Source organism: Hydrocarboniclastica marina (assembly GCF_004851605.1).
Classification (GTDB): domain Bacteria; phylum Pseudomonadota; class Gammaproteobacteria; order Pseudomonadales; family Oleiphilaceae; genus Hydrocarboniclastica; species Hydrocarboniclastica marina.
The window spans coordinates 1,148,916-1,172,462 of record NZ_CP031093.1; the positions used below are offsets into that span (position 1 = coordinate 1,148,916).

20 protein-coding genes are annotated in these 23,547 nt (G+C 59.9%); 11 read left to right on the plus strand and 9 right to left on the minus strand.

Translation table 11 applies throughout. The annotated features are described in order from the left end of the window. The first annotated feature begins 96 nt into the window (after positions 1-96). A complete protein-coding gene (locus tag soil367_RS05225) occupies positions 97-1,029 on the plus strand; it encodes a cation diffusion facilitator family transporter (RefSeq protein ID WP_136547599.1) in 933 nt (310 codons plus the stop codon). A gap of 5 nt (positions 1,030-1,034) precedes the next feature. Here soil367_RS05225 and soil367_RS05230 read toward each other — a convergent pair whose 3' ends face one another. Then, complete coding sequence (locus soil367_RS05230; RefSeq protein ID WP_136547601.1) at positions 1,035-1,775, minus strand: glutathione peroxidase; 741 nt, start codon at positions 1,773-1,775, stop codon at positions 1,035-1,037. 286 nt (positions 1,776-2,061) lie between these two features. Here soil367_RS05230 and soil367_RS05235 point away from each other — a divergent pair, with 286 nt between their 5' ends. Further along, positions 2,062-2,559, plus strand: a complete 498-nt coding sequence (locus soil367_RS05235) for a CinA family protein (protein ID WP_136547603.1) — start codon at positions 2,062-2,064, stop codon at positions 2,557-2,559. 65 nt (positions 2,560-2,624) lie between these two features. Here soil367_RS05235 and soil367_RS05240 read toward each other — a convergent pair whose 3' ends face one another. After that, complete coding sequence (locus soil367_RS05240; RefSeq protein ID WP_136547605.1) at positions 2,625-2,993, minus strand: Spy/CpxP family protein refolding chaperone; 369 nt, start codon at positions 2,991-2,993, stop codon at positions 2,625-2,627. Positions 2,994-3,320: 327 nt separating this feature from the next. Between soil367_RS05240 and recA the strand changes: the two genes are divergently transcribed. Both recA and soil367_RS05250 read left to right on the plus strand, forming a co-directional pair. After that, positions 3,321-4,364 carry a recombinase RecA gene (recA, locus tag soil367_RS05245; protein ID WP_136547606.1) on the plus strand — a complete coding sequence of 348 codons (1,044 nt, stop codon included), beginning with the start codon at positions 3,321-3,323 and terminating at the stop codon, positions 4,362-4,364. Between the two features lie 361 nt (positions 4,365-4,725). Further along, a complete protein-coding gene (locus soil367_RS05250; protein ID WP_136547608.1) occupies positions 4,726-6,726 on the plus strand; it encodes an acetoacetate--CoA ligase in 2,001 nt (666 codons plus the stop codon). 1 nt (position 6,727) lies between these two features. Here the strand turns inward: soil367_RS05250 and soil367_RS05255 are convergent, their stop codons facing one another. From soil367_RS05255 to soil367_RS05280, 6 genes are all read right to left on the minus strand, one after another. Next, positions 6,728-7,687, minus strand: a complete 960-nt coding sequence (locus soil367_RS05255; protein WP_136547611.1) for a hydroxymethylglutaryl-CoA lyase — start codon at positions 7,685-7,687, stop codon at positions 6,728-6,730. Next, the gene (locus soil367_RS05260; RefSeq protein WP_136547613.1) at positions 7,687-9,705 is read right to left on the minus strand and encodes an acetyl/propionyl/methylcrotonyl-CoA carboxylase subunit alpha; all 2,019 of its coding nucleotides are present in this window, start codon (positions 9,703-9,705) and stop codon (positions 7,687-7,689) included. Before soil367_RS05260 ends, soil367_RS05255 begins: the two co-directional genes overlap by 1 nt. Continuing rightward, a complete protein-coding gene (locus soil367_RS05265) occupies positions 9,695-10,525 on the minus strand; it encodes an enoyl-CoA hydratase-related protein (protein WP_136547615.1) in 831 nt (276 codons plus the stop codon). Before soil367_RS05265 ends, soil367_RS05260 begins: the two co-directional genes overlap by 11 nt. A 14-nt stretch (positions 10,526-10,539) precedes the next feature. Continuing rightward, positions 10,540-12,165 carry a carboxyl transferase domain-containing protein gene (locus tag soil367_RS05270; protein ID WP_136547617.1) on the minus strand — a complete coding sequence of 542 codons (1,626 nt, stop codon included), beginning with the start codon at positions 12,163-12,165 and terminating at the stop codon, positions 10,540-10,542. Between the two features lie 23 nt (positions 12,166-12,188). Continuing rightward, on the minus strand, positions 12,189-13,367 hold the full coding sequence (locus soil367_RS05275; protein ID WP_136547619.1) for an isovaleryl-CoA dehydrogenase: 1,179 nt from the start codon (positions 13,365-13,367) through the stop codon (positions 12,189-12,191). A 105-nt stretch (positions 13,368-13,472) separates the two neighbouring features. Next, on the minus strand, positions 13,473-13,889 hold the full coding sequence (locus tag soil367_RS05280) for a MerR family transcriptional regulator (protein WP_136547621.1): 417 nt from the start codon (positions 13,887-13,889) through the stop codon (positions 13,473-13,475). Between the two features lie 339 nt (positions 13,890-14,228). On the opposite strand from soil367_RS05280, the gene dauA reads away from it, so the two are divergent. Next, entirely contained in the window at positions 14,229-15,974 is a 1,746-nt protein-coding gene (dauA, locus tag soil367_RS05285) for a C4-dicarboxylic acid transporter DauA (RefSeq protein ID WP_136547623.1), read from the plus strand. A 90-nt stretch (positions 15,975-16,064) separates the two neighbouring features. Then, positions 16,065-16,244: a hypothetical protein gene (locus tag soil367_RS05290; RefSeq protein ID WP_136547625.1), complete on the plus strand. Its 180-nt coding sequence runs from the start codon at positions 16,065-16,067 to the stop codon at positions 16,242-16,244. Positions 16,245-16,246: 2 nt separating this feature from the next. Here the strand turns inward: soil367_RS05290 and soil367_RS05295 are convergent, their stop codons facing one another. Next, positions 16,247-16,531 (minus strand): hypothetical protein, encoded by a 285-nt coding sequence (locus soil367_RS05295; protein WP_136547627.1) that lies wholly within the window; start codon positions 16,529-16,531, stop codon positions 16,247-16,249. Positions 16,532-16,895: 364 nt separating this feature from the next. On the opposite strand from soil367_RS05295, the gene soil367_RS05300 reads away from it, so the two are divergent. The 5 genes from soil367_RS05300 to soil367_RS05320 all read left to right on the plus strand — a co-directional run bounded on the left by soil367_RS05300 (position 16,896) and on the right by soil367_RS05320 (position 23,454). Beyond that, entirely contained in the window at positions 16,896-19,310 is a 2,415-nt protein-coding gene (locus soil367_RS05300) for a Lon protease family protein (RefSeq protein WP_136547629.1), read from the plus strand. A gap of 104 nt (positions 19,311-19,414) precedes the next feature. Beyond that, positions 19,415-20,263, plus strand: coding sequence for a M23 family metallopeptidase (locus soil367_RS05305; protein ID WP_136547631.1), 849 nt, complete (start codon positions 19,415-19,417; stop codon positions 20,261-20,263). 8 nt (positions 20,264-20,271) lie between these two features. After that, positions 20,272-20,892, plus strand: a complete 621-nt coding sequence (fixJ, locus tag soil367_RS05310) for a response regulator FixJ (protein WP_136547633.1) — start codon at positions 20,272-20,274, stop codon at positions 20,890-20,892. Beyond that, a complete protein-coding gene (locus soil367_RS05315; RefSeq protein ID WP_136547635.1) occupies positions 20,889-22,538 on the plus strand; it encodes an ATP-binding response regulator in 1,650 nt (549 codons plus the stop codon). The genes fixJ and soil367_RS05315 overlap by 4 nt, the downstream gene beginning before the upstream one ends. 232 nt (positions 22,539-22,770) lie before the next feature. Further along, a complete protein-coding gene (locus soil367_RS05320) occupies positions 22,771-23,454 on the plus strand; it encodes a PEP-CTERM sorting domain-containing protein (protein ID WP_136547637.1) in 684 nt (227 codons plus the stop codon). The last annotated feature ends 93 nt before the right edge of the window (positions 23,455-23,547 follow it).

A 23,547-nucleotide genomic window follows, 5' to 3' on the forward strand; every position in this document is an offset into this window, starting at 1 on the left:
AACGTGAATTGCGGCGACATGTCTTGAGCTGTCGCGGTGCAAACAGTCGGCGTCTGATGGTTGGGGGCGGCGCCAAACTGAATAAGGAACGGGAATATGTCCAGTCATAGCCATAGCCATAGCCACAGCCACAGCAACGGCGGCGGTCACAGCCATGGCAGCAGCCGAACCCTGCTATTTGCATTGGCGTTCACGACCAGCTTCGCTGTGGTAGAGATCATTGGCGGCGTATGGGCCGACTCACTGGCCCTGCTGTCTGACGCCGGGCACATGCTTACTGACTCATTGTCTCTTGCGGTCGGGGCGTTCGCGGCATGGCTGGCGGCCCGGCCCGCATCACGTGAGCACTCTTTTGGGCTGCAGCGGGCAGAGGTGCTTGGTGCGCTGTTCAACGTCATGTTCATGTTTGCGGTTATTGTATTCATCGCTTTCGAGGCGGTCGGTCGTCTGGCTGATCCTCCGGCTGTGAACGGTGACATCGTCCTGCTCGTCGGCGGCACGGGACTGTTCGTCAATATTGGTGTCGCATGGGTTTTGATGCGGGGTGAGCAGACCATGAATGTGCGGGGGGCACTGTTGCACGTCATGGGTGACCTGCTGGGCTCGGTAGCCGCTCTGGCCACCGGGGTCATTATCTACCTGGGTGGGCCGAATGTTGTCGACCCGCTGTTGTCGCTGTTTGTCTGCCTGTTGATTCTGGTGTCCGCCGTACGTCTTTTGAACGAGGTAACGAGGGTCCTGATGGAAGGCGTGCCGCGCGGCATCGATTCCCGGGAAGTCAGCCAGGCGTTAGGGAATATCGAAGGCGTGCAGGCGGTCCACGATATGCACATCTGGAGCCTGTCCTCCACGAGTCACGCGCTGGCGGCCCATGTTGATCTGGAGACCATGCAGAACTGGCCTGACATTCTCCCTCAGCTGCAGTCGATTCTACGAGAGCGCTTCGACATCGCCCACAGCACGCTGCAGCCTGAGAACGCCAAGGCCCGGGCATCTTGTGACGCGGACCCTGATTGCGGCGGGACCTGAAGCGCTCAGGCCTCGCCTTGCTGAAAGTATTCCTCCAACTGATCCGCGCCGCCGATCAGTTTTCCCTCAATAAAAATCTGGGGCGTAGTATTGTTACCGGAAACCGCCCGAAGAGAACTGTGGTCAACGCCGTTGCTGCCGAGTTCGATGTTCTCGTAACGCTTGCCTTTTTCCTCAAGCAACTTGAAGGCGCGATGGCAGTGGGGGCAGCCGCGCTTGCTGAAAACGGCAATTTGCTCGGGGGGACGAAAATTCGGGTCGATATAGCCCAGCATTGTCTCGGCGCCGCTGACTTTGTAAGGGTCGCCTGGCTCTTCGGGCTCTATGAACATTTTTTCGATTACGCCGTCCTTGACCAGCATGCTGTAACGCCAGGAGCGCTTGCCGAAGCCCAACTCGCTCTTGTCGACCAGCATGCCCATGCCTTCGGTAAACTCGCCATTGCCGTCGGGCAGAAACCTGATTACCTGGGCCTCCTGGTCCATCTGCCAGGCGTTCATGACGAACGGATCGTTTACGGCCAGGCAGACGATGTCATCAACACCGTATTCTCGAAATCTGTCTGCATAGCGTATGAATGAGGGCGTCTGAAGCGAGGAACAGGTCGGGGTGTAAGCCCCAGGTAGTGCGAACAGGACAACGGTCTTGTTGGCAAAAACCTGGTCCGAGGAAATTTCTTCCCAGTCGCCGTCCTGGTAGACCTTGAAGTTTACCTGGGGGACTTTTTCTCCTTCACGGTTCTGCATAAAAACCTCCTTGTCATCTGCTCAAGCTATGGTCCTGGTATCCCGGAACATCACAGAGTGGACCGCCCGCCGAGCTCTGGCAAGTGTCTCGACGTGTTTGCGCATTATAAGCCGTGCCCGGCCTCGCCCGAGCTTAAACTCGGGTAATCGCCTCGCACGAAGCCGGCTGTGCACCGATCCGGCGGGCCGGCAGTTTGTATCAAGCCCCGGTCAAATTGTTTATGCTCGGGGCAGTTGAGACCGAGTTGAGTGTTGGCGATCAGCTTTCCGGAAACAGGAGAAAAGCATGGTAGAGCCTACCGATCTGGCTTTGGCGGAGGTGCTGGGCGAGTTGGGCGACAGCCTGGCCGAACGCGGGCTGAAAGTGGCGACCGCGGAGTCATGCACGGGCGGCTGGGTGGCCAAAGTTCTGACTGATCGCCCTGGCAGTTCGGTTTATATGGATTGTGGCATCGTCACTTATTCCAACGCAGCAAAGGTGGGTCTGCTGGGGGTGTCGGAGAATGTGCTGGACCGTTTCGGTGCTGTCAGCGAGCCCGTAGCGCGGGAGATGGCGTTGGGCGCGCTCGCCGTGTCCCAGGCGGATCTCTCGGTCGCGATAACCGGTGTGGCTGGGCCGGGCGGTGGTACGGAGGAAAAACCGGTCGGTACCGTATGGTTTGCCTGGGGCCGTCGTGGCGACCAGCCCGAGGCCGCCAGCGCGCATTTTGAAGGTGATCGGGACAGTATTCGCCGCCAGGCTGTACTTTTTGCCCTGAAAGGCCTGCAGGGGCTGTTGCGCTGACAGACCATCAGCCGTAGAGGCTGGCTTGCCGAAGGCGCTTCGATGCCAGCCTCCGAAACTGCGGCTTAGTGGTGATTCTTGCCGTGCTCGCCTTTTTTATCGCGGTCGTTCCTGTCGTGGCCCATATGACCTTTTTCTTTCATCATCTCGACCCGCTCCTTGTGCATCTCTGCAAACTTTTCCTGCTGCTCGGGGTTCAGAATCTCCCTCATATCTTCCTGCATGGACTCATGCAGTGACTGCATTTTTTCATGATGCTCATCAAAGACACCGCGAAGTTCCTGCACCTGTTCGTCCGTCAGCTCGAGGTGGCTCTTCATACGATCGAGCCGCTTGTCCATGTGACCTTCCATGGAGTTGCCGTGTGGCCCGGCAGTTGCGATGAGGGGCAGGGTCAGCAGGCCAGTGGCGATCCATTTGGTGAAAGTGTTCATAGTGTTCTCCTGTTTTGATGGGCCGGCGGAAGACTTCCGGCGCTAAGAGCAGTTTCGCCGGATAATGTGCAAACATGACGCAAGCACTTGGGACAATTGTGGAATAGTCCCGCGCATGACCCCAATGACGGTTGTTTAACTGCACCGGTTAATCTCATCGCTCGCCCCTGGCTGTGGCAAGGGCTGGTTCTCGTCGAATTTGCTGTTATGGGTAATTTCCGCAATCTGTTCGGCAGTGGTTGGCAAGGACTGGAGGGATGTGCATAATACTGTTCAAATATACAGTCAGCACCACCAGAAAACAGACACGAGAGAGAAGGCGGCAGAATGGACGACAACAGAAAGAAGGCACTCAGCGCGGCGCTTACCCAGATCGAGCGCCAGTTCGGCAAGGGCTCGGTCATGAAAATGGGTGACCAACCCCGAGAAGCCATGCCTGCTATTTCTACCGGGTCACTTGGGCTGGATATCGCCTTGGGTATTGGTGGCTTGCCCCTGGGTCGCGTGGTGGAAATATACGGGCCGGAAAGCTCCGGTAAGACGACTCTGACACTGCAGGTCATAGCCGAGGCTCAGAAGAAAGGAAAAACCTGTGCGTTCATTGATGCCGAGCACGCGCTAGACCCGATCTATGCCGAAAAGCTCGGCGTCAACATTGATGACCTACTGGTCTCCCAGCCGGACACCGGCGAACAGGCTCTGGAAATCTGCGATATGCTGGTCCGCTCCAACGCGGTTGATGTCATCATCGTCGATTCCGTGGCCGCGCTGACTCCCAAGGCTGAAATCGAAGGCGAGATGGGCGATTCCCATGTAGGCCTGCAAGCGCGACTGATGTCCCAGGCACTGCGCAAGCTGACCGGGAGCGTCAAGAGCGCCAACTGCATGCTGGTCTTCATCAACCAGATCCGTATGAAAATCGGCGTCATGTTCGGCAATCCCGAGACCACGACCGGCGGCAACGCGCTGAAGTTCTACTGCTCCGTACGTCTGGATATCCGCCGCACGGGTGCGGTAAAGGATGGCGATGAAGTTATCGGTAACGAGACCCGGGTCAAGGTGGTCAAGAACAAGGTGGCGCCGCCGTTCAAGCAGGCAGAGTTCCAGATCATGTACGGCAAGGGTATTTATCATACCGCTGAAATCATCGATCTGGGTGTGAAGGAAGGTTTCGTAGACAAGTCGGGTGCCTGGTACGCCTACAATGGCGACAAGATCGGGCAGGGCAAAGCCAATGCAGCCAAGTTTATGGAAGAGCATCCTGAGATCGCCAACGAGATCGAAGCCAAGATACGCGATAAAATGATGCCCAAGCCGGCTGCGAAGAAAGAAGAAGTGCCCGCCGATACGGCGGACGAAGAACTGATCTGATTCACAGCGACTCGCTGAATCTTTGCGCCGGGGCTTGCCCCGGCGTTTTCATTTGTGCGCCCAGCACACCAGTACGCTTGCATCCCGGCGTCCGCGGCCGATACGCGTATTCCGCGCCCGTGTTTCATGCTCATCCGTGCCTATCAATCTTCGTCTTCAATCCAACTACCCGCCGCGGTACGCATTCCGGTGGGCGTTGCCCGCAGGTCCTTGATGCCCAACCCTGTCTCCAGACTCCAGCGCAGCGCTACGGCAGGTGTGCGCCACTGGCGGCCGTAGTATGCTCATCAGGATTTTGGACCGACCCCTGAAGCGCCCCGCGTGGGAGCGGTTGACGCAGTAGACGAGAGCAGGAGCACGCATGGAAACAGAACAACAATCACCTGTGGTCTGGACCCCTTCGGCCGAAACGCTACGTAACAGCCACATGGGCCGCTATCTCGATTGGCTCAACCAGAAGGGTTTCGGTCCTTTCACAGTCGGGGATTATCACGGACTGCACGACTGGTCCATTCGAGAATTGGACGCTTTCTGGCAATCGATCTGGGACTTTTGCGAGTTGCGGTGCAGTGTTCCGGCTGAGCGGGTATTGAGTGGAACCATGATGCCGGGCGCGAAATGGTTTCCCGGCATGCGACTGAACTTCGCCGAGAACCTGATGCGTTCGGCTGAGACGCCGGATGCTGACCGCGAGGCTGTGGTAGCGGTCTGCGAAACCCGAGGCGTCTTGCGCCGGAGCTACAGCCAGCTGCGTGCGGACGTGGGTGCCCTGGAAGCCTTCCTGCATACGCGCGGCATTCAGACCGGTGACCGCGTTGCGGGGGTCGTGACCAATGGCTACGAAGCACTGGTGGGTATGCTGGCCGCGACCAGCATGGGCGCAATCTGGAGCTCCGCCTCGCCGGACTTCGGTGTGGGTGCCATCCTCGACCGTTTTGGCCAGATTGAGCCTGCGGCTCTGATCATTGTGAACGGCTACGGTTATGGTGGGAAAGTCTTCCCGCGGCAGCAGGCGTTTGCAGAGCTTGTCGCTGGGTTGCCCAGTCTGCGTTGCGTTGTCAGCATCGCCCAACTGCCGGACCAGCCAGCAATACCCGGGCCTCTGGTTACCTCATGGGAGGATGCCCTGGCGTCAGGCGACGGTGCCGCTCCCTCGTTTATACAACTGCCACCGGACCACCCGGTCTACATCCTCTATTCCTCAGGAACGACCGGCAAGCCCAAGTGCATCGTCCACGGTGCGATTGGCTTGCTGGTAAACCACGCCAAAGAGCTGATGCTGCACGGTGACATCGGCAGCGGCGACCGATTGCTCTACTTCACGACCTGCGGCTGGATGATGTGGAACTGGCAGGCCTCTGCTCTGCTAGCCGGCGCAACCCTTGTGACCGTGGACGGCTCGCCGGGGTATCCGGACATTGGGACGCTATGGCGCACGGTCGCAGCAGAGAAAGTGACTCATTTCGGGACCAGTGCGCGCTTCATCGCTGGCTGCCGCAAGGCGGAACTGGCACCCAGGAAGGAGCTGGATCTGGAAGCTTTGCGGGTCGTATTCTCCACGGGGTCGCCGCTCTTGCCCGAAGACTACGACTGGTTCTACACCTATGCCGCCCCTGATGTGCTGCTTGGGTCTATCTCCGGCGGCACTGATATTGCGGCCTGCTTCGTCGGTTGCACGCCACTGCTGCCGGTGCGCCGGGGAGAGATCCAATGTCGCTTTCTCGGTGTGGATGCCGTTGCCTTCGACGAGCAGGGCAGGGCACTGACTTCAGGCCGCGGGGAGCTGGTCTGCCGCCAGCCGCTGCCCTCGATGCCGATCAGTTTCTGGGATGACCCTGGCGGCGAGCGCTACCGCTCAGCCTACTTTGATACGTTCGCGGGGGTCTGGGCCCACGGTGATTATGTCCGCTTTACCAAGCACGGCGGCGCCATAATCTACGGTCGCTCAGACGCGACGCTCAATCCGGGTGGCGTACGCATAGGTACCGCGGAGATCTACCGTCAGGTCGAAACCGAAGCGGAAGTCAGGGATAGCCTGGTAGTGGGACGTCAGATAGCGGGGGATGTGGAAATTGTCCTGTTGGTGGTCCTCGCAGAAGCACAGCACATTGATCCTGAACTGGAGCAACGGCTTAAAAAACGCATTCGCGAAGGTGCCAGCCCGCGGCACGTACCCAGGCATATTATCGCCGTGCCCGACATTCCTTATACCCGTAGCGGCAAAAAGGTCGAACTCGCCGTGGCTCGCCTGCTCAATGGCGCGGCCCGTGCCGACAACCGGGACGCCATGGCAAACCCGGAAGCGCTGGACAGCATCAGGTCAGCCCTGGCAACGGAAGGACTTCTGCCCGAAGACGCCTGAGTCAGGATGGGCCCAGGAGGGGCTGAGCCGGACCGCAGGCTTGCGCCACTTTGGAGCCGTTCTGGCGACCCAGTTGGCCGGTTATCCAGAAGCCCGTTTTGATCAGTTTATCGAGGCTGACGCCGGTGTCGATGCCCAGGCCGTTCAGCATATAGAGCACGTCCTCCATGGCGACATTACCGGAGGCGCCGCGGGCATAAGGGCAACCGCCCAGGCCGGCCACCGACGCGTCGATCACCGCGATGCCTTCCTCGAGGACCGCATAGAGGTTCGCCAGGGCCTGCCCGTAGGTATCGTGGAAATGCGCGGCGAGTCGCGCAACCGGCACCTCCCGGGCAACCGCTTCGAGCATCCGTTTGGCCTGCAGCGGGGTGCCGACGCCAATGGTATCGCCGAGGGAGATTTCGTAGCAGCCCATGGCATACAGTTCTCGTGCCACGCTCGCCACCTGTTGCGGAGAGACATCGCCCTGGTAGGGGCATCCCAGCACCGTAGAAACATAGCCGCGCACGGGGATGCCTTGGGCGCGGGCGGCCTCCACTACTGGCATGAAACGTTTCAGGCTTTCGGCTATGGAACAGTTGATGTTTTTCTGGCTGAAGGCCTCCGACGCCGCGCCAAATACGGCCACCTCATCGACGCCAGCCGCCAGGGCTTGCTCAAACCCTTTCAGGTTCGGCGTCAGCGCTGCGTACCTCACCCCAGGCACGCGCCCGATGCCAGCCATAACCTCGGCCGCATCCGCCATCTGCGGCACCCAGCGAGGGGAGACGAAGCTGGCCGCTTCGATGTGATTCAGGCCGCAGTCAGCCAGGCGATTGATCAGTTCGACTTTGACGGCCGTGGCGATGATGCGGCCCGGTTCATTCTGCAAGCCGTCCCGGGGGCTCATTTCGACCAGACGTACTTTTCCCGGGAAGCTATCGGGCAACTGCTCCGCAGTCGCGTCGGCGCAAGCCATCAGACGGGCTCCTTCTGTTCGACGGCTACAGCCAGGATTTCCGCGCCGTCGGCGACCTGATCCCCTTCGGCAAAGAACACATCGCTGACCACTCCCGCCGCAGGCGCCCTGATGACGTGTTCCATCTTCATGGCTTCCAGGATGACCAGGGTCTGCCCCCCAACTACCGTGTCGCCGGTTTTCACCAGCAGCGAGATGATCGCACCGCTCATGGGCGCCGTCAGGCTACCTTCAGTCGTCTCGGCTTGGGTGTCGAAGGTATCCCGGTATTCGCTGCAGGTAAAAGTCTCGCCTTCATGGAAAAGCACCAAGGTTCCGTCATCCAGATGGCCGTACAGGCCAATGCGATGGCCCGCGATTGTCGCGGTCAGAAAATCTTTCTGAAGCTGGGCGTTGAGCGGGTAATGACTATCGCCAATGCGCACCTGGTAGTTTCCGCCCACCTGCCTGTCCGGGCTGGCTTTACCCACAACGATTTCCAGTTCATGGATGTCGTCGCCTACCTGCAGTCGCAATAGCCGGGCGTAATCTGAATTCAAGCGCCAGCTGTCATGCCAGCCGAAGGGCGAACCGGTACGCCCATTCGCCGGCTCGCGGCTGCGACGCTGCTCCAGGATAAAACCTGCGGCCAGCACTAACGCATGGTGCAGGGCGAGCCGGGGCTGCGGAAAAAGCAGGCCAGCGTGGCTTTCAATAAACCCGGTATCCAGCGCTGCATCCCGAAAAGGCTGGGCGTCTATCAGCGCGTGGAGGAAGCGGATATTGGTTTTCAGCCCCACGATGCGGTAGTGCTCCAGCGCCTGGACCATCCTGTTGACGGCTTGCGCGCGGGTTTCGCCCCAGACGATCAGCTTGGCGATCATGGGGTCGTAGTGGATGCTGATCTGATCCCCTTCCACCACCCCGGTATCGACCCGGATGTGGGCGTTTTCGGCCGGCGTACGCAGGTAGCGGAGGGTGCCGGTTGCCGGAAGGAAGCCATTCTCCGGGTCTTCGGCGTAGATCCTGGCTTCGACGGCATGGCCGCGTATGCGTATCTGATCCTGGCTGAGGGGCAGGGGCTCGCCGGTTGCGCCCCGCAGTTGCCATTCGACGAGGTCCTGCCCGGTGATCATTTCTGTTACCGGGTGCTCCACCTGCAGACGGGTATTCATCTCCATGAAGAAGAACGCACCGTCGCGGTCGTAGAGGAACTCTACCGTACCGGCGCCAACGTAATCGATGGCCTGCGCCGCCTTGACCGCAGCCTCGCCCATGGCGCGGCGGGTCGCTTCGCTCAGGCCAGGGGCGGGCGCTTCCTCAACGACTTTCTGATGACGGCGCTGGGCCGAACAGTCCCGCTCGGCGAGATAGACCGCGTTGCCATGCTGGTCGCAGAACACCTGGATCTCGATATGGCGCGGGTGGCGCAGGTAGCGCTCGATCAACATATCCGTATTGCCAAAGGCACTTTGGGCTTCACGTTTTGCCGCCGCCAGCGCTTCGTCGAACTCAGTCGCGTCACTGACCACGCGCATGCCCTTGCCGCCACCGCCGGCCACCGCTTTCAGTAGCAGGGGGAAGCCACAGCGCTCGGCTTCGGCACGCAGACGCTCGGGGGATTGGTCGCCGCCGTGGTAACCGGGAACGAGGGGCACACCGGCGCTTTCCATGATGGCCTTGGCCGCTGACTTTGAGCCCATGGCTGCGATGGCGCTGGCGGGCGGCCCGATAAAGACCAGGCCATTGTCCTGGCAAGCTTCGGCGAAGGCTGTGTTTTCCGACAGGAAACCATACCCTGGGTGGATCGCCTGGGCGCCGGAGGCCAGGCTGACCTCGATAATGCGGTCGACCCGCAGGTAGCTCTCGCCGCTGGAGGCAGGACCGATCAGAAAAGCTTCGTCGGCCATGGCAACGTGCCGGGCGTTGCTGTCCGCTTCGGAATAGACCGCGACGCAACGGATGCCCAGCTGGTGCGCCGTCTGGATGATGCGGCAGGCGATTTCGCCGCGATTGGCGATAAGTATTTTACTGAACATCGTGATCGTTCTCCGAAATCCAGCTCGGCTGACGTTTATGGAGGAACGCCCCCAGCCCTTCCTGGCCCTCGTCGCTGACCCGGATATCGGCAATGCGGCGAGCAGTGTCTTCGATCATTGTGCCGTCGAGGGGTTTGTGACTGACCGCCATGATCAGTGACTTGGCCGCCTGCATGGCAATGGGGCCGTTGCCGCGCATCTGCCTGAGTAATTCATCGCAGCGGGCTTCCATGGCCTCATTCGAATCCGCTATCAGGTGCACCAGACCGAAATTCATCGCGTCTTCGGCAGAGAAAACCTCTGCGGTAATGAAGTAGCGGCGGCACTGGCGCTCGCCTATAGCCCTGACCACGTAGGGGCTGATAACGGCGGGGATCAGCCCCAGCTTGACCTCACTGAGGCAGAACCTTGCCTGGGTGGAGGCAATGACGATATCGCAAGCGGCGGCCAGACCGACAGCGCCCCCGTAGGCGGCGCCCTGAACCAGGGCAATAGTCGGCTTTCTGAGGGTATTGAGGTTTTCCAGCAGGCGCCCGAGCTGACGCGCGTCCTCCAGGTTTTCCGTATGGCTGTTCGCGGCCATTCTCTGCATCCAGGCCAGGTCTGCTCCGGCCGAGAAATGCTTGCCTTCAGAACGGAGGATGACCACCTTGACAGTGGGATCTTGGTCGGCCTCGGCGATCCGCGCAATGAGCGCCTGGATGATGCTGTCGTCGAAGGCGTTGCTTTTCTCTGCGCGGTTCAGCACCAGCTCCGCGACGCCAGCCGCGCGGCGACGAAGCAGCACGGATCCGCCGGTGTCTTCTGAAATATCCCGCATGATCTTTCTCCAATCTACATTCTGAAGACGCCGAAGCGTGTGGGCACGACCGGGCGGTTGATGGTTGCCGCAAGGCTCAGGGCAACCACATCCCGGGTCTGGGCCGGGTCGATGACGCCGTCATCCCAGAGCCGCGCGCTGGCGTAGTAGGGATGACCCTGCTGCTCGTAGGTGTCGATGATCGGCTGGCGGAACTGTGCCTCGTCTTCCTCCGACCAGTTCTGGCCCTTGCGCTCCAGGCCCTCGCGCCTGACTGTCGCAAGGACGCCCGCCGCCTGTTCGCCACCCATGACAGAAATACGCGCGTTCGGCCACATCCAGAGGAAGTCCGGGTTGTACGCGCGGCCGCACATGCCGTAATTGCCGGCGCCAAAACTGCCGCCGATCAGCACGGTGATCTTGGGCACCGTAGCGCAGGCCACAGCCATGACCATTTTGGCGCCGTGCTTGGCGATGCCCTCGGCCTCGTGCTTCTGGCCGACCATGAAGCCGTTGATGTTCTGCAGGAATAGCAGCGGAATCTGTCGCTGGCAGCACAGCTCAATGAAGTGCGCACCCTTGAGGGCAGATTCACTGAAGAGGATGCCGTTATTGGCGATGATACCGACCGGGTACCCGTGCACATGCGCAAAGCCGGTGACGAGGGTCGTGCCGTAGAGGGGCTTGAACTCGTCGAACCCGGAATCGTCTACGACACGAGCGATAACTTCGCGCACGTCGAACTGCTTTTTCAGGTCGGTGCCAACGATGCCGTAGATCTCCTCGGGGCTGTGGCGCGGTGGCGCTATGGTGGCTGTATCAGGGGCTGGGCGCGTTTCCAGCTTGGGCTGTCCGGCTCGGTTGAGGTGCCCGACACAGCGTCGGGCAATCTCGAGGGCGTGGGCGTCATTCTCGGCATAATGGTCTGCAACCCCCGATGTCCGGCAGTGGACATCAGCCCCGCCCAGGTCTTCAGCACTGACCACTTCTCCCGTTGCGGCTTTTACCAGGGGCGGGCCGGCGAGGAAGATCGCGCCCTGGTTGCGCACGATGATGGACTCGTCGGCCATGGCCGGCACATAGGCACCCCCGGCCGTACACAGGCCCATGACGACGGCGATCTGGGGGATACCCTTGGCCGACATCTGGGCCTGGTTAAAGAAGATTCGCCCGAAATCATCCTTGTCCGGAAACACCTCATCCTGTCTTGGCAGATTGGCCCCGCCAGAATCCACAAGGTAGATGCAGGGCAGGTGGTTCTGTTCGGCGATCTCCTGGGCGCGAAGGTGCTTTTTTACGGTCAGGGGATAATAGCTGCCACCTTTAACCGTGGCATCGTTGGCGATGATCACGCACTCAATGCCGCACACCCGGCCGACGCCGGTAATGATGCCGGCCGCAGGAACCTCTTCGTCGTAGGTCTGGTAGGCCGCGAGCTGTGACAGCTCAAGAAAGGGCGTGCCCTCGTCGAGAAGCCGGTTGATGCGCTCCCGGGCGAGCAGCTTGCCCCGGGCACGGTGACGCGCCTGGTACTCGGGACCGCCACCCTCCTGGATGCGGGAGACCTTTTCGCGCAGGTCGGCGACTGCCGTCGTCATGGCGGCCTGCTTGCTCTGATAGTCCTCAGCCTGGGTATTTATCTTGCTCTGCAGTAGGGGCATAAGATGTGTTCCTGTTGGCCGGCCTAATTGTTGAGGAACAGTTCCCGGCCTATCAGCATCCGGCGTATCTCGGAAGTGCCAGCACCGATCTCGTAGAGTTTTGCGTCGCGCAACAGGCGGCCAGTGGGGTAATCGTTGATATAACCGTTGCCGCCGAGCAGTTGTATCGCATCCAGGGCTATCTGGGTCGCCATCTCCGCTGAGTAGAGAATGGCCCCGGCAGCGTCCTTGCGCGTCGAATCGCCGCGATCCGCCGCCTGGGCGACCATGTAGACGTAGGCCTTGGACGCATTCATGCGGGTGTACATGTCGGCCACCTTGCCCTGCACCAGCTCGAACTCGCCGATGGCCTGGCCGAACTGTCTGCGTTCGCGAATGTAGGGCACGGCCACGTCCATGGCCGCCTGCATGATGCCCAGCGGGCCGCCGGACAGCACGAGACGCTCGTAGTCCAGCCCGCTCATGAGCACTTTCGCGCCCCGGTTGAGTTCGCCGAGGATGTTCTCCTTCGGCACCCTGCAGTCCTGAAAGATCAGCTCGCAGGTATTGGAGCCACGCATGCCCAGCTTGTCGAGTTTCGGTCCCTGGCTAAAGCCTTCGAATCCGCGTTCGACGATAAACGCGGTGATGCCCTTTGAACCCGCCTGGGCGTCGGTGCGGGCATAGATGACGTACACATCGGCATCGGGACCATTGGTGATCCACATCTTGTTGCCGTTGAGTACATAGTGGTCGCCGGCGTCCCGGGCGGCGAGTTTGAGGGAAACCACATCGGAGCCGGCGTTGGGTTCGGACATGGCCAGGGCGCCGATGTGCTCGCCGCTCACCAGCCGCGGCAGGTATTGCTGCTTCTGCGCTTCGGTGCCGTTGTTATGTATCTGGTTTACGCAGAGATTGGAGTGGGCGCCATATGACAGCCCGACCGAAGCCGAAGCGCGGCTGATCTCTTCCATGGCTACGGTGTGCGCCAGATAACCCATGGCAGAGCCGCCGTATGTTTCGTCTACGGTAATCCCCAGCAAACCGATGTCTCCCATCTTGCGCCAGAGGTCTGCCGGGAAGAGGTTATCCTGGTCTATTTCGGCCGCGCGCGGCGCAATTTCACTCGCAGCAAAGGCGTTGACCTGCTCCCGGAGCATGTCGACCGTCTCGCCAAGGCCGAAGCTGAAGTCAGAATAGGGTGTGGCGGATCGGGCGCTCATGGGATGTCCTTCTTGTTGTCAGGTGGCTCGAGCTTGTTTTCTGGTGGACTAACAGATTGGTGCAGTGCGTGACTAACTCGTTTACTGGCTAAGTCGCTTAATTGGCTAAAGGTGGGATGCTGGTTTTCCCTGTTTTCGCCGCACTTCGGCAAGCGCCTCGCGACAGCGCGCCTCGGCACTGTCGAGCTCAATCTGAGCCTGGGCGATGTCCTGCTTCTGTTGCTCAAGCTGCATGCGCTTGCGGTCGAGGGTCTTCAGCATGAGCTTCAGCTGTCGCTCATCGCCCGCCGGGGTGGCGTCCCAGAGATCAAACAGTTCCCTGGTCTCGGCGAGGGAAAACCCCATGCGTTTGCCCCTCAGGATCAGCTTGAGGCGAACCCGGTCCCGTGAGCTGTATATGCGTTTCTGGCCGACCCGCTCTGGCCTCAAAAGACCTTCATCTTCATAGAAGCGCATGCTCCGGGTCGTCACGTCGAACTCCCGCGCCAGTTCGCTGATGGTGAAGCTCTGTTTCTCAGTCATGTGAAATACCGGTGCGCCAGCCGAAAAGGGTGAAGTTTACGTAAACGTAAACCAAACCGCCGGTGAGGTCGAGTCTCTTCTCGATAAACCTGATCGGTGGCCTATCCCCGCATATACAGGATTTTGCTCTCCAGCGCAGGATCGGCCGAGATGAGGTACTGACAAGGTCTGAGCCTCTAATCCCCGGGCGTGGCCCAGGCCCGATCTGTTATATTGCAGGAGATTCATTTTCACAGGGATGCGGCAGGACACCTCGGGCAAGTGCCGGCCAGTCGGGCACGCCCATCTGTGTTGTGTCGCCGTTCTGGCGTGTATCCGTTCCATAATCCGGGAGTCAATATGCCTGATAGACACCTGACCCAGATACGGTTTGGGGCTGGTATACGGGACACCGTGCTGAAGGGCTACGGTCGGGCTGACCTGCTGGCCGATCTGTGGGCCGGCCTAACGGTCGGGATCATCGCGATTCCGCTGGCCATGGCGCTGGCGATCGCAAGCGGAGTCCCGCCCCAGTACGGGCTTTATACGGCTATTGTCGCGGGCCTCATCGCGGCGCTGCTGGGTGGCTCCCGCTATAGCGTGACGGGGCCGACCGCCGCCTTCGTAGTCCTGCTGGTACCTGTCGCACAGAACTATGGCCTCGGCGGATTGCTGACCGCTACGTTTCTCGCCGGGCTGATGCTGGTCATGTTGGGGCTGACACGGCTGGGTCGTCTGCTGCAGTTTGTGCCCAATGCCGTCATCCTCGGGTTTACAGCGGGTATTGCGGTGGTAATTGCGAGCCTGCAGCTCAATGATTTCCTCGGGCTGGGCGTCGAGACCCTGCCAGAGGGCTTCACCGGTCGGCTTGGCGCGCTTATCGAACAGGTTGATGCGGTACACCTGCCCACGCTCCTGGTGGGCCTGGTCACCCTGGTTATCCTGGTTCTCTGGCCGCGATTGGGGGTAAGAATTCCTGGCCACCTGATCGCTGTGCTGGCGGGAACCCTGTTGGCGCTGGCCTTGGAATACTGGCTACCTGGCGCCGCAGGTATTGAAACCATAGGGTCGCGCTTCAGTTACCTGATCGACGGGGTCGAGGGGCGCGGTATTCCGCCGGTATTGCCGGCGTTCCAGTGGCCCTGGGATTACCCTGGTCCTGACGCTCTGCCACTGGGCTTTTCATGGTCTACCGTTCAGTCGCTTTTGGGCCCGGCCATGGCCATTGCCGCCCTGGGCGCTATCGAATCCCTGCTGTGCGCGACGGTGCTGGACGGGATGACGCGGACCAGACACAACGCCAACGGCGAACTGGTCGGGCAGGGGCTCGCCAATATAGTCGCGCCGTTTTTCGGTGGCTTTGTCGCTACAGCGGCGATCGCCCGCTCCGCGGCCAATGTGCGCGCCGGCGGCCGAACGCCGGTTGCGGCAGCCATTCACTCGGTGACCGTTCTGGCGGGGATCCTGCTGCTGGCCCGCTACCTGGCTTTCGTGCCTATGGCCGTGATGGCGGCGTTGCTGCTGGTCGTGGCCTGGAACATCAGTGAAGCGCGGCATGTGGTGAGAGTCATACGGCGGGCGCCGCGTGAAGACGTGCTGGTGTTGCTGGTGTGCCTGACGCTCACGGTATTTGTCGATATGGTCATGGCCATAGCCGTGGGCATTGTGCTGGCCTCACTGCTGTTCATGCGCACCATGGCCCAGCATGCCCGTGTCGCTGTAATGGATGACACCAGCCCACGGATGAGCGGTACACCGCCGCCCGGGGTACGGGTGTACCGGTTTGACGGGCCGCTGTTTTTTGCGGCAGCGGAAAAAACGGTCGGTACCTTACGCCAGGTCCCGGATTCATTCCATCGGGTTATTTTCTACATGGACGGTGTGCCGGTGATCGACGCCAGTGGAGCAGTGGCGCTGGTTGGGCTGATCGAGGACCTGCTTGCGCGAAAAATCGCGGTGACAATTGCAGACTTGCCGTCCGCACCACGCCAGATCCTGATGCGTAGCGGCCTGGATGGGCTAATGGCTCAGGTCACCCTGACCGATTCGCTTAAAGGTGCGCTCGAACATGCCCGGGAGGCTGGGACAGGGTTACCGGCGGGGTAGTCAATTCAGCTTTCGTCGCTTGACGCCCGCTGGCGCCAACCGCTAGAAAGGAAGTTGGCAAACAGTCGAACCAGCGCAAGGAGCGCCCCAATGAAATGGCTCATACTGATCGTTATTGTCGTGGTGGTAGCTGTCTGGCTCGCGCGAGGGCGAAAACAGAACGCGGTTGAAGACCCGAATATGAAGACGGTGGAAAAGCAGGACTTTTACGTTAACCCGGACGACAAAGCCGTGCGGGAGGCCCGGTCCGAATCCGACAGGAAGTCCTGACCTCAGACTGTTTCGTCGATAATCCGACCGCGACGGTCCTCAAGGGGTTCTTCCCGAGGCCTGCGGCTGTTTAACAGCTTTGGCTGGCGCCGGTCAGATTTACGTCGCCGGTCAGGTCCCGCGAACGATTGTCTCCGACGGCGCCGGTCCGGACGGCGGCGGCGATCCTGGCTCTCTTCCCGCTCCGGGATTTGCAGCCGCTCTGTTTTCATAACGCCCTGGCTGGGACTGGAGGGCTTGGGATCGGTAGCGCTGGCGTACCCGAGATTGTCGCGTCGAATTTCCATTTCAGCGTATTCCGCAGTTTGAGGAGCACTCAACCGCCACCCAGGCAGTTTGGCTCAACACTATGAGTCTCGCAGTCCTTTTGGAGACCAGCCTTTGCTCCCGGTTAAAGCAAACACGGGAGCGTTCATCGGAAGGCTATCGGCCACAATTGTGCAAACTTTAACCGCTTGTTCCTTTGACGGCAATGCCTCCGGCAGGTCGGAGCCAGGGGTTATGGCCGGGTCCCCGAACCCGGTACAATGCCGGGTTATTTACCAGGATGCCGCTGCAGGTCGCGTATGCCATCATGCCCCGAGAGCTTCTCGGGCCTTGGCTTCAACTGCTCGCCCTGGATAGAGCCGCTCGCAACTACAGGATAAGATTTTGAAGCCACTTGCTCCGTCCAAGCTCTATAAGCCGTGCACCCAGAAAGACCTTCCGTTCCGCTCCACCCGATCCTTGAAGCCGTTGAATGAAATCGTTGGTCAGGGCCGGGCCCAGGAGGCCGTCCGCTTTGCCATGGCCATGCCCCACGGCGGTTATAACGTCTACGCGGTGGGAGCCAACGGCTTGGGCAAGCGCACCATGATGATGCGGTACCTGGACCAGTTTGCGGAGCATGAGCACAGCGCTGAAGACTGGTGTTATGTGCCGAACTACGACGATCCCCGGGAGCCGAAAGTATTGCGCCTGCCCCCGTCCATGGGCCACCAGCTCAAGCAGGATCTGGAAAAACTCATGGCGCGGCTGGTCAATGCCATTCCCCAGGCGTTCGACAATGAACGCTTCCTGGACCGGGCCGAGAAACTCAAGAACGAATACGGCCGGCGTCACGAAGGCGAACTGGCCAAGCTTGCGGCTGAGGCCCGTAAGAAGGGTGTCGATCTCTCGGTGACCACGCCGGGGGGTTATCGCCTGGTGGGCATGAACGGCGATGAGCCTCACACCACGGACTCTTTTGCTGCTCTGGCTGCAGAAGAGCGCGAGGCTCTCGAAGAGAAGATCAACAAGCTGGAGAAAAAACTGAGGCGTCTGCTGCGCCGGTTCGCCGAATGGGAGCAGGAATACACCGAGAAGCAGCTGTTGCTGAACCAGGAAACCATCGATTCGGTGGCGGCGCATTTGCTGCAGGCGCTCGCCGAGAAGTATCAATCCCAGCCCCAGATCGTGGAACACCTGGAAGCGATGCGGGAGGACATGGTCGACAACCTGGACATCTTCCTGGAGGACAGCGAAGACCAGGCTGCGTTTGCCTACGCCGCCCTTGACCGCAAAATGCCCCGGCGCTATCTGGTCAATCTCCTGGTACACCACAAGAATGACAAGGTTCCGGTCATCGTCGAGGACAATCCGACGTACCACAACCTGTTCGGCTACGTGGAAAATGTCACCTACAAAGGGACGGTCTTCACTGACTTTTCGCTGATACGGCCGGGCAGTCTGCACAAGGCCAATGGCGGCTACCTGTTAATGGATGCGATCAAGGTGCTGGAGCAGCCCTACGTATGGGACGGCCTCAAGCGGGCCCTGCGCTCGCGGCAGTTGACGATCAACTCCCTGGAGCGCGAGCTGACTTTCTCCGGCACCATTTCCCTGGAACCCGAGCCTATCCCGCTTGAGGTCAAAATCGTGCTGTTCGGTGACCGCGAGACCTGGTTGCTGTTGCAGGAGCATGATCCCGAGTTTGCAGAGCTGTTCCGGGTCACGGCCGACTTCGAAAACGAGATGCCCCGTACGCCCGAAAGCCAGAGTCTCTACGCCAAGTTCATCGCCAGTCTGGTGGTTGAGAAGGACTTGCTGCACTGCTCAAGAACCGCTGTTGCCCGGATCATCGAATACAGTGCCCGGCTGGCTGAACACCAGGACCGGCTTTCACTCCACGCCGCGGACATCGCCAACCTCCTGCGGGAGTCGGACTTCTGGGCACGCCAGAGCAAAGCCCGGCAAATCGGCCGCGACCATATTGACCAGGCCCTGGAAAGTGCCCGGCACCGCAGTAGCCGGATCCGGGATCATATTTACCAGAGCATCGCCGACGGCACTACGCTGCTGTCCGTCACGGGCCTGGTGGTAGGCCAGGTCAATGCGCTGTCCGTGTTGAGCACAGGGGGTTACGAATTTGGCATGCCTAACCGGATATCGGCGGTGTGCCACTATGGCGACGGCGACATTATCGACATCGAGCGCGATGTGAAACTGGGCGGGTCCATGCACTCGAAGGGTGTGCTAATCCTTTCTTCGTGGCTGGCGAGCCATTTTGCCCGGACGCACCCCATGCACCTGTCCGCCAGTCTGACTTTTGAGCAATCCTATTCTGAAGTGGACGGCGACAGCGCGTCCCTGGCGGAGCTTTGTGCGCTGATCTCGGCACTGTCTGAGATTCCCATTCAGCAGCGCTTTGCGGTAACCGGCTCGGTCAACCAGTTCGGAGAGGTACAACCTGTTGGCGGCCTCAACGAGAAAATCGAAGGTTTCTTTGACGCCTGTGAGCTCAAGGGTCTGAGCGGCGACCAGGGGGTTATCATTCCTTCCACCAATGTGTCCAACCTGATGCTGAATGAGAAGGTCATGGATGCAGCCAAGGCCGGCAAGTTCACGATTCATGCCGTCACAAGGGTCGAGGACGCCGTGGAGCTCTTGATGGGCAAGGCAGCGGGCAAAGCAGGCCGAGGCAAGCGCTATCTGAAAGGTACCGTGTTCGGGGCAATCCAGAAACGACTCGACGATATGCGCGCTGAGGAGCGGGCAGAGCAGAGCGCCGGACTGGAGCAACTGGAAGCGCACCTGCATAGACAATGAGATCCGGCCCGGGCGGGCTTTTGTCCGGGGTGGTGGGCCGCTATGATCAGGGCAGCGAGCCGGTGCCGGAAACAGCGGCACCAACAACAGGGGAGGGGAACGGCATGTTCCGGAAAATTTTAGCGACGTTATGTCTCGCATGCGTCGCAGCGGGTGCGGTTGCGGTAGAGCTGGAACTGGACGGGCAACTGACCCAGGGCGCACTCATTCGCGGCCAGACGGCGCCCGGCAATCAGGTCCTGCTTAATGGTGAGCCTGTCAAGGTCACTGAGCAGGGCATGTTTGCCATTGGCTTCGGGCGCGATGCCGCGCTTGAGCATGAACTCGAAATTGTGCCGGAGGATGGACAGCCGCTGACGCGCAAGCTCAAGCTCAGCCCGCGCGATTACGAAATTCAGCGGGTCGAAGGCGTGCCCCAGCGTACCGTGACACCAGATGAGAGCTCGCTGGCCCGGATTCGCGAAGAAGCTGCCCAGGTACGGCAAGCCCGGGCCACGGATAGCGCTCGCACAGACTTTACGGGTGACTTCATCTGGCCCGTGGGCGGGCGTATCAGCGGCGTCTATGGCAGTCAGCGTTTCTATAACGGTGAACCACGAACCCCACACTACGGTATCGACGTCGCGCGGCCCGCAGGCACGCCCGTTGTCGCGCCGGCGGGCGGTGTGGTAACCCTGGCTCATCCGGACATGTTCTATTCGGGTGGTACGCTGCTGATTGACCACGGCTTTGGTGTTTCCTCAACCTTTCTGCACCTGTCTGAGATCCTTGTGGAAGAGGGCCAGGAGGTCAGACAGGGCGAGAAAGTTGCACGGGTCGGCGCTACCGGGCGGGCGACCGGCCCGCACCTGGATTGGCGTATAAATTGGTACGGTGAAAGGCTGGATCCGGTAACGGTTGCCCCACCAATCGTAGATGGGCATGCGCCCGGCCCAAACGCAGAGCAGGAATAAGGAACCCCATGACCCAGATCCAACAAACCGTTTTTGTCGTCGAGGATGATGAAGCCGTGCGGGATTCGCTCGCGCTCCTGCTTGAATCTGAAGGTCTGCCGGTAAAGACGTTCGACTCTGGCGCGGATTTTCTGGAGCGTTGGTCGGCTGAGCTCAATGGCTGCATTGTGCTTGATATTCGCATGCCAGGCATGGATGGCATGGCCGTGCAAAAGGCGCTCAATGAGCGGGGCTCCCTGTTGCCGGTTATTTTCGTAACCGGCCACGGCGACGTCCCGCTTGCGGTGGAAGCCATGCGCCATGGCGCGGTGGACTTCATCGAGAAGCCCTACCGTGACAGTGTGCTGCTGGAGAAAGTCAGGGCGGCGCTGACGGAGCATGCCGAGCAGCGCGCACTGTCGGGTCAGCAGGACCTTATTCTGGAGCGCATTCGCAGCATGACGCCCCGCGAGCGGGAGATCATGGATCGCATGGTCGAGGGGCAGGCCAATAAAGTCATCGCTATCGAGCTCGAAATCAGCCAGCGTACCGTCGAGATTCATCGCTCCAGGGTCATGCACAAAATGGGCACTCACTCACTGGCCCAGTTAGTGCGCATGGTGATGGCGGTGAGGGATAAAATCGCTTGAACGACACTCCGCAAACCAGTCCCGGAAATGTTCCTGAAGACGGCGCCTATGCCCGCGAAAACGCGGCCGGAAAAGCGGGCAGTGCGCCATATCGAACTTCAGCCAGAGAGACCTCGGGCGCCACGATACTGTTGGTCGACGATAATCCGCAGAACCTGAAAGTCCTCTATGAAACGCTCAATGACCGTGGTTATCACCTGCTGATAGCCAACGATGGCGAAAAAGCGCTGAGCCTCGCGGCACGCCATCAGCCCGAGCTGATCCTGCTGGACATCATGATGCCGGGCATGGACGGCTTCTCGGTCTGTGAGCACCTGAAAGCCAGCCCGGCAACCGAGCATTCTGCTGTCGTTTTTCTCTCTGCACTGGATGACCTTGAGGCCAAGGTAAGAGGCTTTGCGCTGGGGGGTGTCGATTACATTGCCAAGCCTTTCCAGGCTCAGGAAGTCATCGCCCGGGTGGACACACACGTAAGGGTGATCCAGCTTGAACGCACCCTCAAGTCCCGCAACGAAAAGCTTGAGGCTGATCAGGCACGCATTCTCAATGCGATCAGCGAGGGCATTTACGGGCTGGACACCGATGGGCGAATCGCATTCGCAAATCCGGCAGCGGCATCAACGCTGCGCTCGACCGTGGACACACTGATCGGCCGCGATTTTTTTGATCTGCATTTCGCGAAAGATGCCGCCATGGGTGAGTCAGCCCCCGGCCGTAGCACCTGTAAACTCGGTTTGGAAGAACATCGGCGCAACGTCGCCATGGCCCGGCCGGACGGCAGCTTTTTCGCCGCGGAACTGTGGGCGACGCCTGCACTGGAAAAAGGCGAGCTCCGGGGCGCGGTTATCGTGTTTCGCGACATCACGGTTGAGCTGCAGGCCGAGGCGGAGCTGGAGGAAGCCCGCAAAACCGTCCAGTTTCAGCGTAGTGAGCTGGACCACGCAGCCCGGTTATCGACGATTGGTGAGATGACTGCCGGCTTTGCCCACGAAGTGAATCAGCCGCTTACCGCAATAGCCAATTATGCCCAACTGGCGGTCCGTCTGAGCGGGGCGGATAGGCTTGATGTCGACGGGCTGCGCCAGGTTCTGGGCAAGATCGAGGCGCAATCCCATCGTGCCAGCGAGATCATCCGGCACATTCGCGGCTTTGTCCGCACCCCGTCGGGCGGCGCACGGGCGGTTTCCGTGTACGACCTGCTGGCGGAGACGTGCGGTTTCGCCGAAGTCGACGCGGAAACCAATGAGGTTGAACTTCGCCTGGAGGTGCCACCGGGTTTGCCCCCGGTCTATACAGACCCTGCACACGTGCACCAGGTGGCGCTGAACCTGATCCGCAACGCCCTTGAAGCTACCCGAAGCAAAGGTAGCCACGACGCGGTGGAGATCGTGGCCCGCAGAGAAGGGGCCGAAATGGTCGTCATCGAGGTGAGGGACCGTGGCTGTGGGTTGCCGCCTGAGGCAGAGCAGCGGCTGTTTCACCCCTTTTTTACCACCAAGCAGGAAGGCATGGGCATTGGGCTTGCGCTCTGCCGGTCTCTTGTCCAGGCGCAAGGCGGGGAAATCGGGTTTAAGAGGCGAGAGAATGGAGGCACCTGTTTCTGGTTTTCACTGCCTGTAGTGTCAGGAGAGGACGCCGCACTTTAAGCGCCGGCTGCGCCAGTCGCCGCAAGGAGCTGGTCCGTATTTTGTGAGTTATGTGTATATTTTATAAGGATAAATTCTAATTTAAGGTGTCGATAATTCTTACAACAAATAGAAAATACACTAAGTCATAAAACGATGTTTTGTGCTATTGCTACGTTGAGCCGGTGCTGGTGTGAATATTGCCTATGGTTGAGCGCAGTAATTTAACCACAAGCACATAATAAGGATCGTTATGACTGGATATTTCAAAGCATTGGCTCTGGTAGTGCCATGCCTCGCAATCAGCCCCGCTTTTGCCGCGCCGATCGTCCTCGACTTCGAAGGGCTCGATAGCAACGAAGCTGTGGGTGGTTTTTACAACGGCGGCGTTAGCGAAAACGGCAACAGCGGCGCCAATTATGGTGTTTCATTCAGCGATAACGCTCTGGGACTGGTCGATGCCGATGCCGGCGGAGATGGCCAGTTCGGCGGCGAACCGAGTCCTGATACCGTTCTTTATTTCGCTGAAGGCGAAGACCTCGTATTGAGTGTTGCGGACGGGTTTGGAACCAGCTTCTCGTTCTTTTACAGCGCAGTGTATACGCCAGCCGTAGTAAATATTTACGACGGAATGGGCGGCACAGGCAATATCCTGGCGACGCTGGACATTCCGGTCACTACGACCGACGAAGGTGATCCCACGGGCATTTTCAGCCCGTTCTTTGACCTCGGCATAGAGTTTGAAGGCATTGGGCAGTCAGTCGCTTTTGAAGCGTACCCGGAGATGCTCGCCCTTGATAACGTGACATTCGGCGAAATTACCGATGACAACGGCAATGGCGGAGATCCGGTTGCTGTTCCTGAGCCTTCGACGCTGGCACTGCTAGGCCTTTCAATGCTTGGCCTGGGCGCGGTACGTCGTCGCAAGCACGGCTAAGCGCTCGCGATCCGGAAAACCCCGGCTAATTGCCGGGGTTTTTTTGTTTACAGGCTGAGGCTCTTGCGCTCGTATGGCGTCAATTGGCTAGCG

What these genes read in the sequence shown, in the direction of transcription:
- soil367_RS05235 (WP_136547603.1), top strand. Translation starts at nt 2,062, where the DNA reads ATGGTAGAGCCTACCGATCTGGCTTTGGCGGAGGTGCTGGGCGAGTTG.
- soil367_RS05280 (WP_136547621.1), bottom strand. Translation starts at nt 13,889, where the DNA reads ATGACTGAGAAACAGAGCTTCACCATCAGCGAACTGGCGCGGGAGTTC.
- soil367_RS05230 (WP_136547601.1), bottom strand. Translation starts at nt 1,775, where the DNA reads ATGCAGAACCGTGAAGGAGAAAAAGTCCCCCAGGTAAACTTCAAGGTC.
- soil367_RS05255 (WP_136547611.1), bottom strand. Translation starts at nt 7,687, where the DNA reads ATGGCTTGCGCCGACGCGACTGCGGAGCAGTTGCCCGATAGCTTCCCG.
- soil367_RS05295 (WP_136547627.1), bottom strand. Translation starts at nt 16,531, where the DNA reads ATGGAAATTCGACGCGACAATCTCGGGTACGCCAGCGCTACCGATCCC.
- soil367_RS05305 (WP_136547631.1), top strand. Translation starts at nt 19,415, where the DNA reads ATGTTCCGGAAAATTTTAGCGACGTTATGTCTCGCATGCGTCGCAGCG.
- dauA (WP_136547623.1), top strand. Translation starts at nt 14,229, where the DNA reads ATGCCTGATAGACACCTGACCCAGATACGGTTTGGGGCTGGTATACGG.
- soil367_RS05225 (WP_136547599.1), top strand. Translation starts at nt 97, where the DNA reads ATGTCCAGTCATAGCCATAGCCATAGCCACAGCCACAGCAACGGCGGC.
- soil367_RS05240 (WP_136547605.1), bottom strand. Translation starts at nt 2,993, where the DNA reads ATGAACACTTTCACCAAATGGATCGCCACTGGCCTGCTGACCCTGCCC.
- soil367_RS05265 (WP_136547615.1), bottom strand. Translation starts at nt 10,525, where the DNA reads ATGCGGGATATTTCAGAAGACACCGGCGGATCCGTGCTGCTTCGTCGC.
- soil367_RS05275 (WP_136547619.1), bottom strand. Translation starts at nt 13,367, where the DNA reads ATGAGCGCCCGATCCGCCACACCCTATTCTGACTTCAGCTTCGGCCTT.
- soil367_RS05270 (WP_136547617.1), bottom strand. Translation starts at nt 12,165, where the DNA reads ATGCCCCTACTGCAGAGCAAGATAAATACCCAGGCTGAGGACTATCAG.
- soil367_RS05320 (WP_136547637.1), top strand. Translation starts at nt 22,771, where the DNA reads ATGACTGGATATTTCAAAGCATTGGCTCTGGTAGTGCCATGCCTCGCA.
- fixJ (WP_136547633.1), top strand. Translation starts at nt 20,272, where the DNA reads ATGACCCAGATCCAACAAACCGTTTTTGTCGTCGAGGATGATGAAGCC.
- soil367_RS05260 (WP_136547613.1), bottom strand. Translation starts at nt 9,705, where the DNA reads ATGTTCAGTAAAATACTTATCGCCAATCGCGGCGAAATCGCCTGCCGC.
- soil367_RS05290 (WP_136547625.1), top strand. Translation starts at nt 16,065, where the DNA reads ATGAAATGGCTCATACTGATCGTTATTGTCGTGGTGGTAGCTGTCTGG.
- soil367_RS05250 (WP_136547608.1), top strand. Translation starts at nt 4,726, where the DNA reads ATGGAAACAGAACAACAATCACCTGTGGTCTGGACCCCTTCGGCCGAA.
- recA (WP_136547606.1), top strand. Translation starts at nt 3,321, where the DNA reads ATGGACGACAACAGAAAGAAGGCACTCAGCGCGGCGCTTACCCAGATC.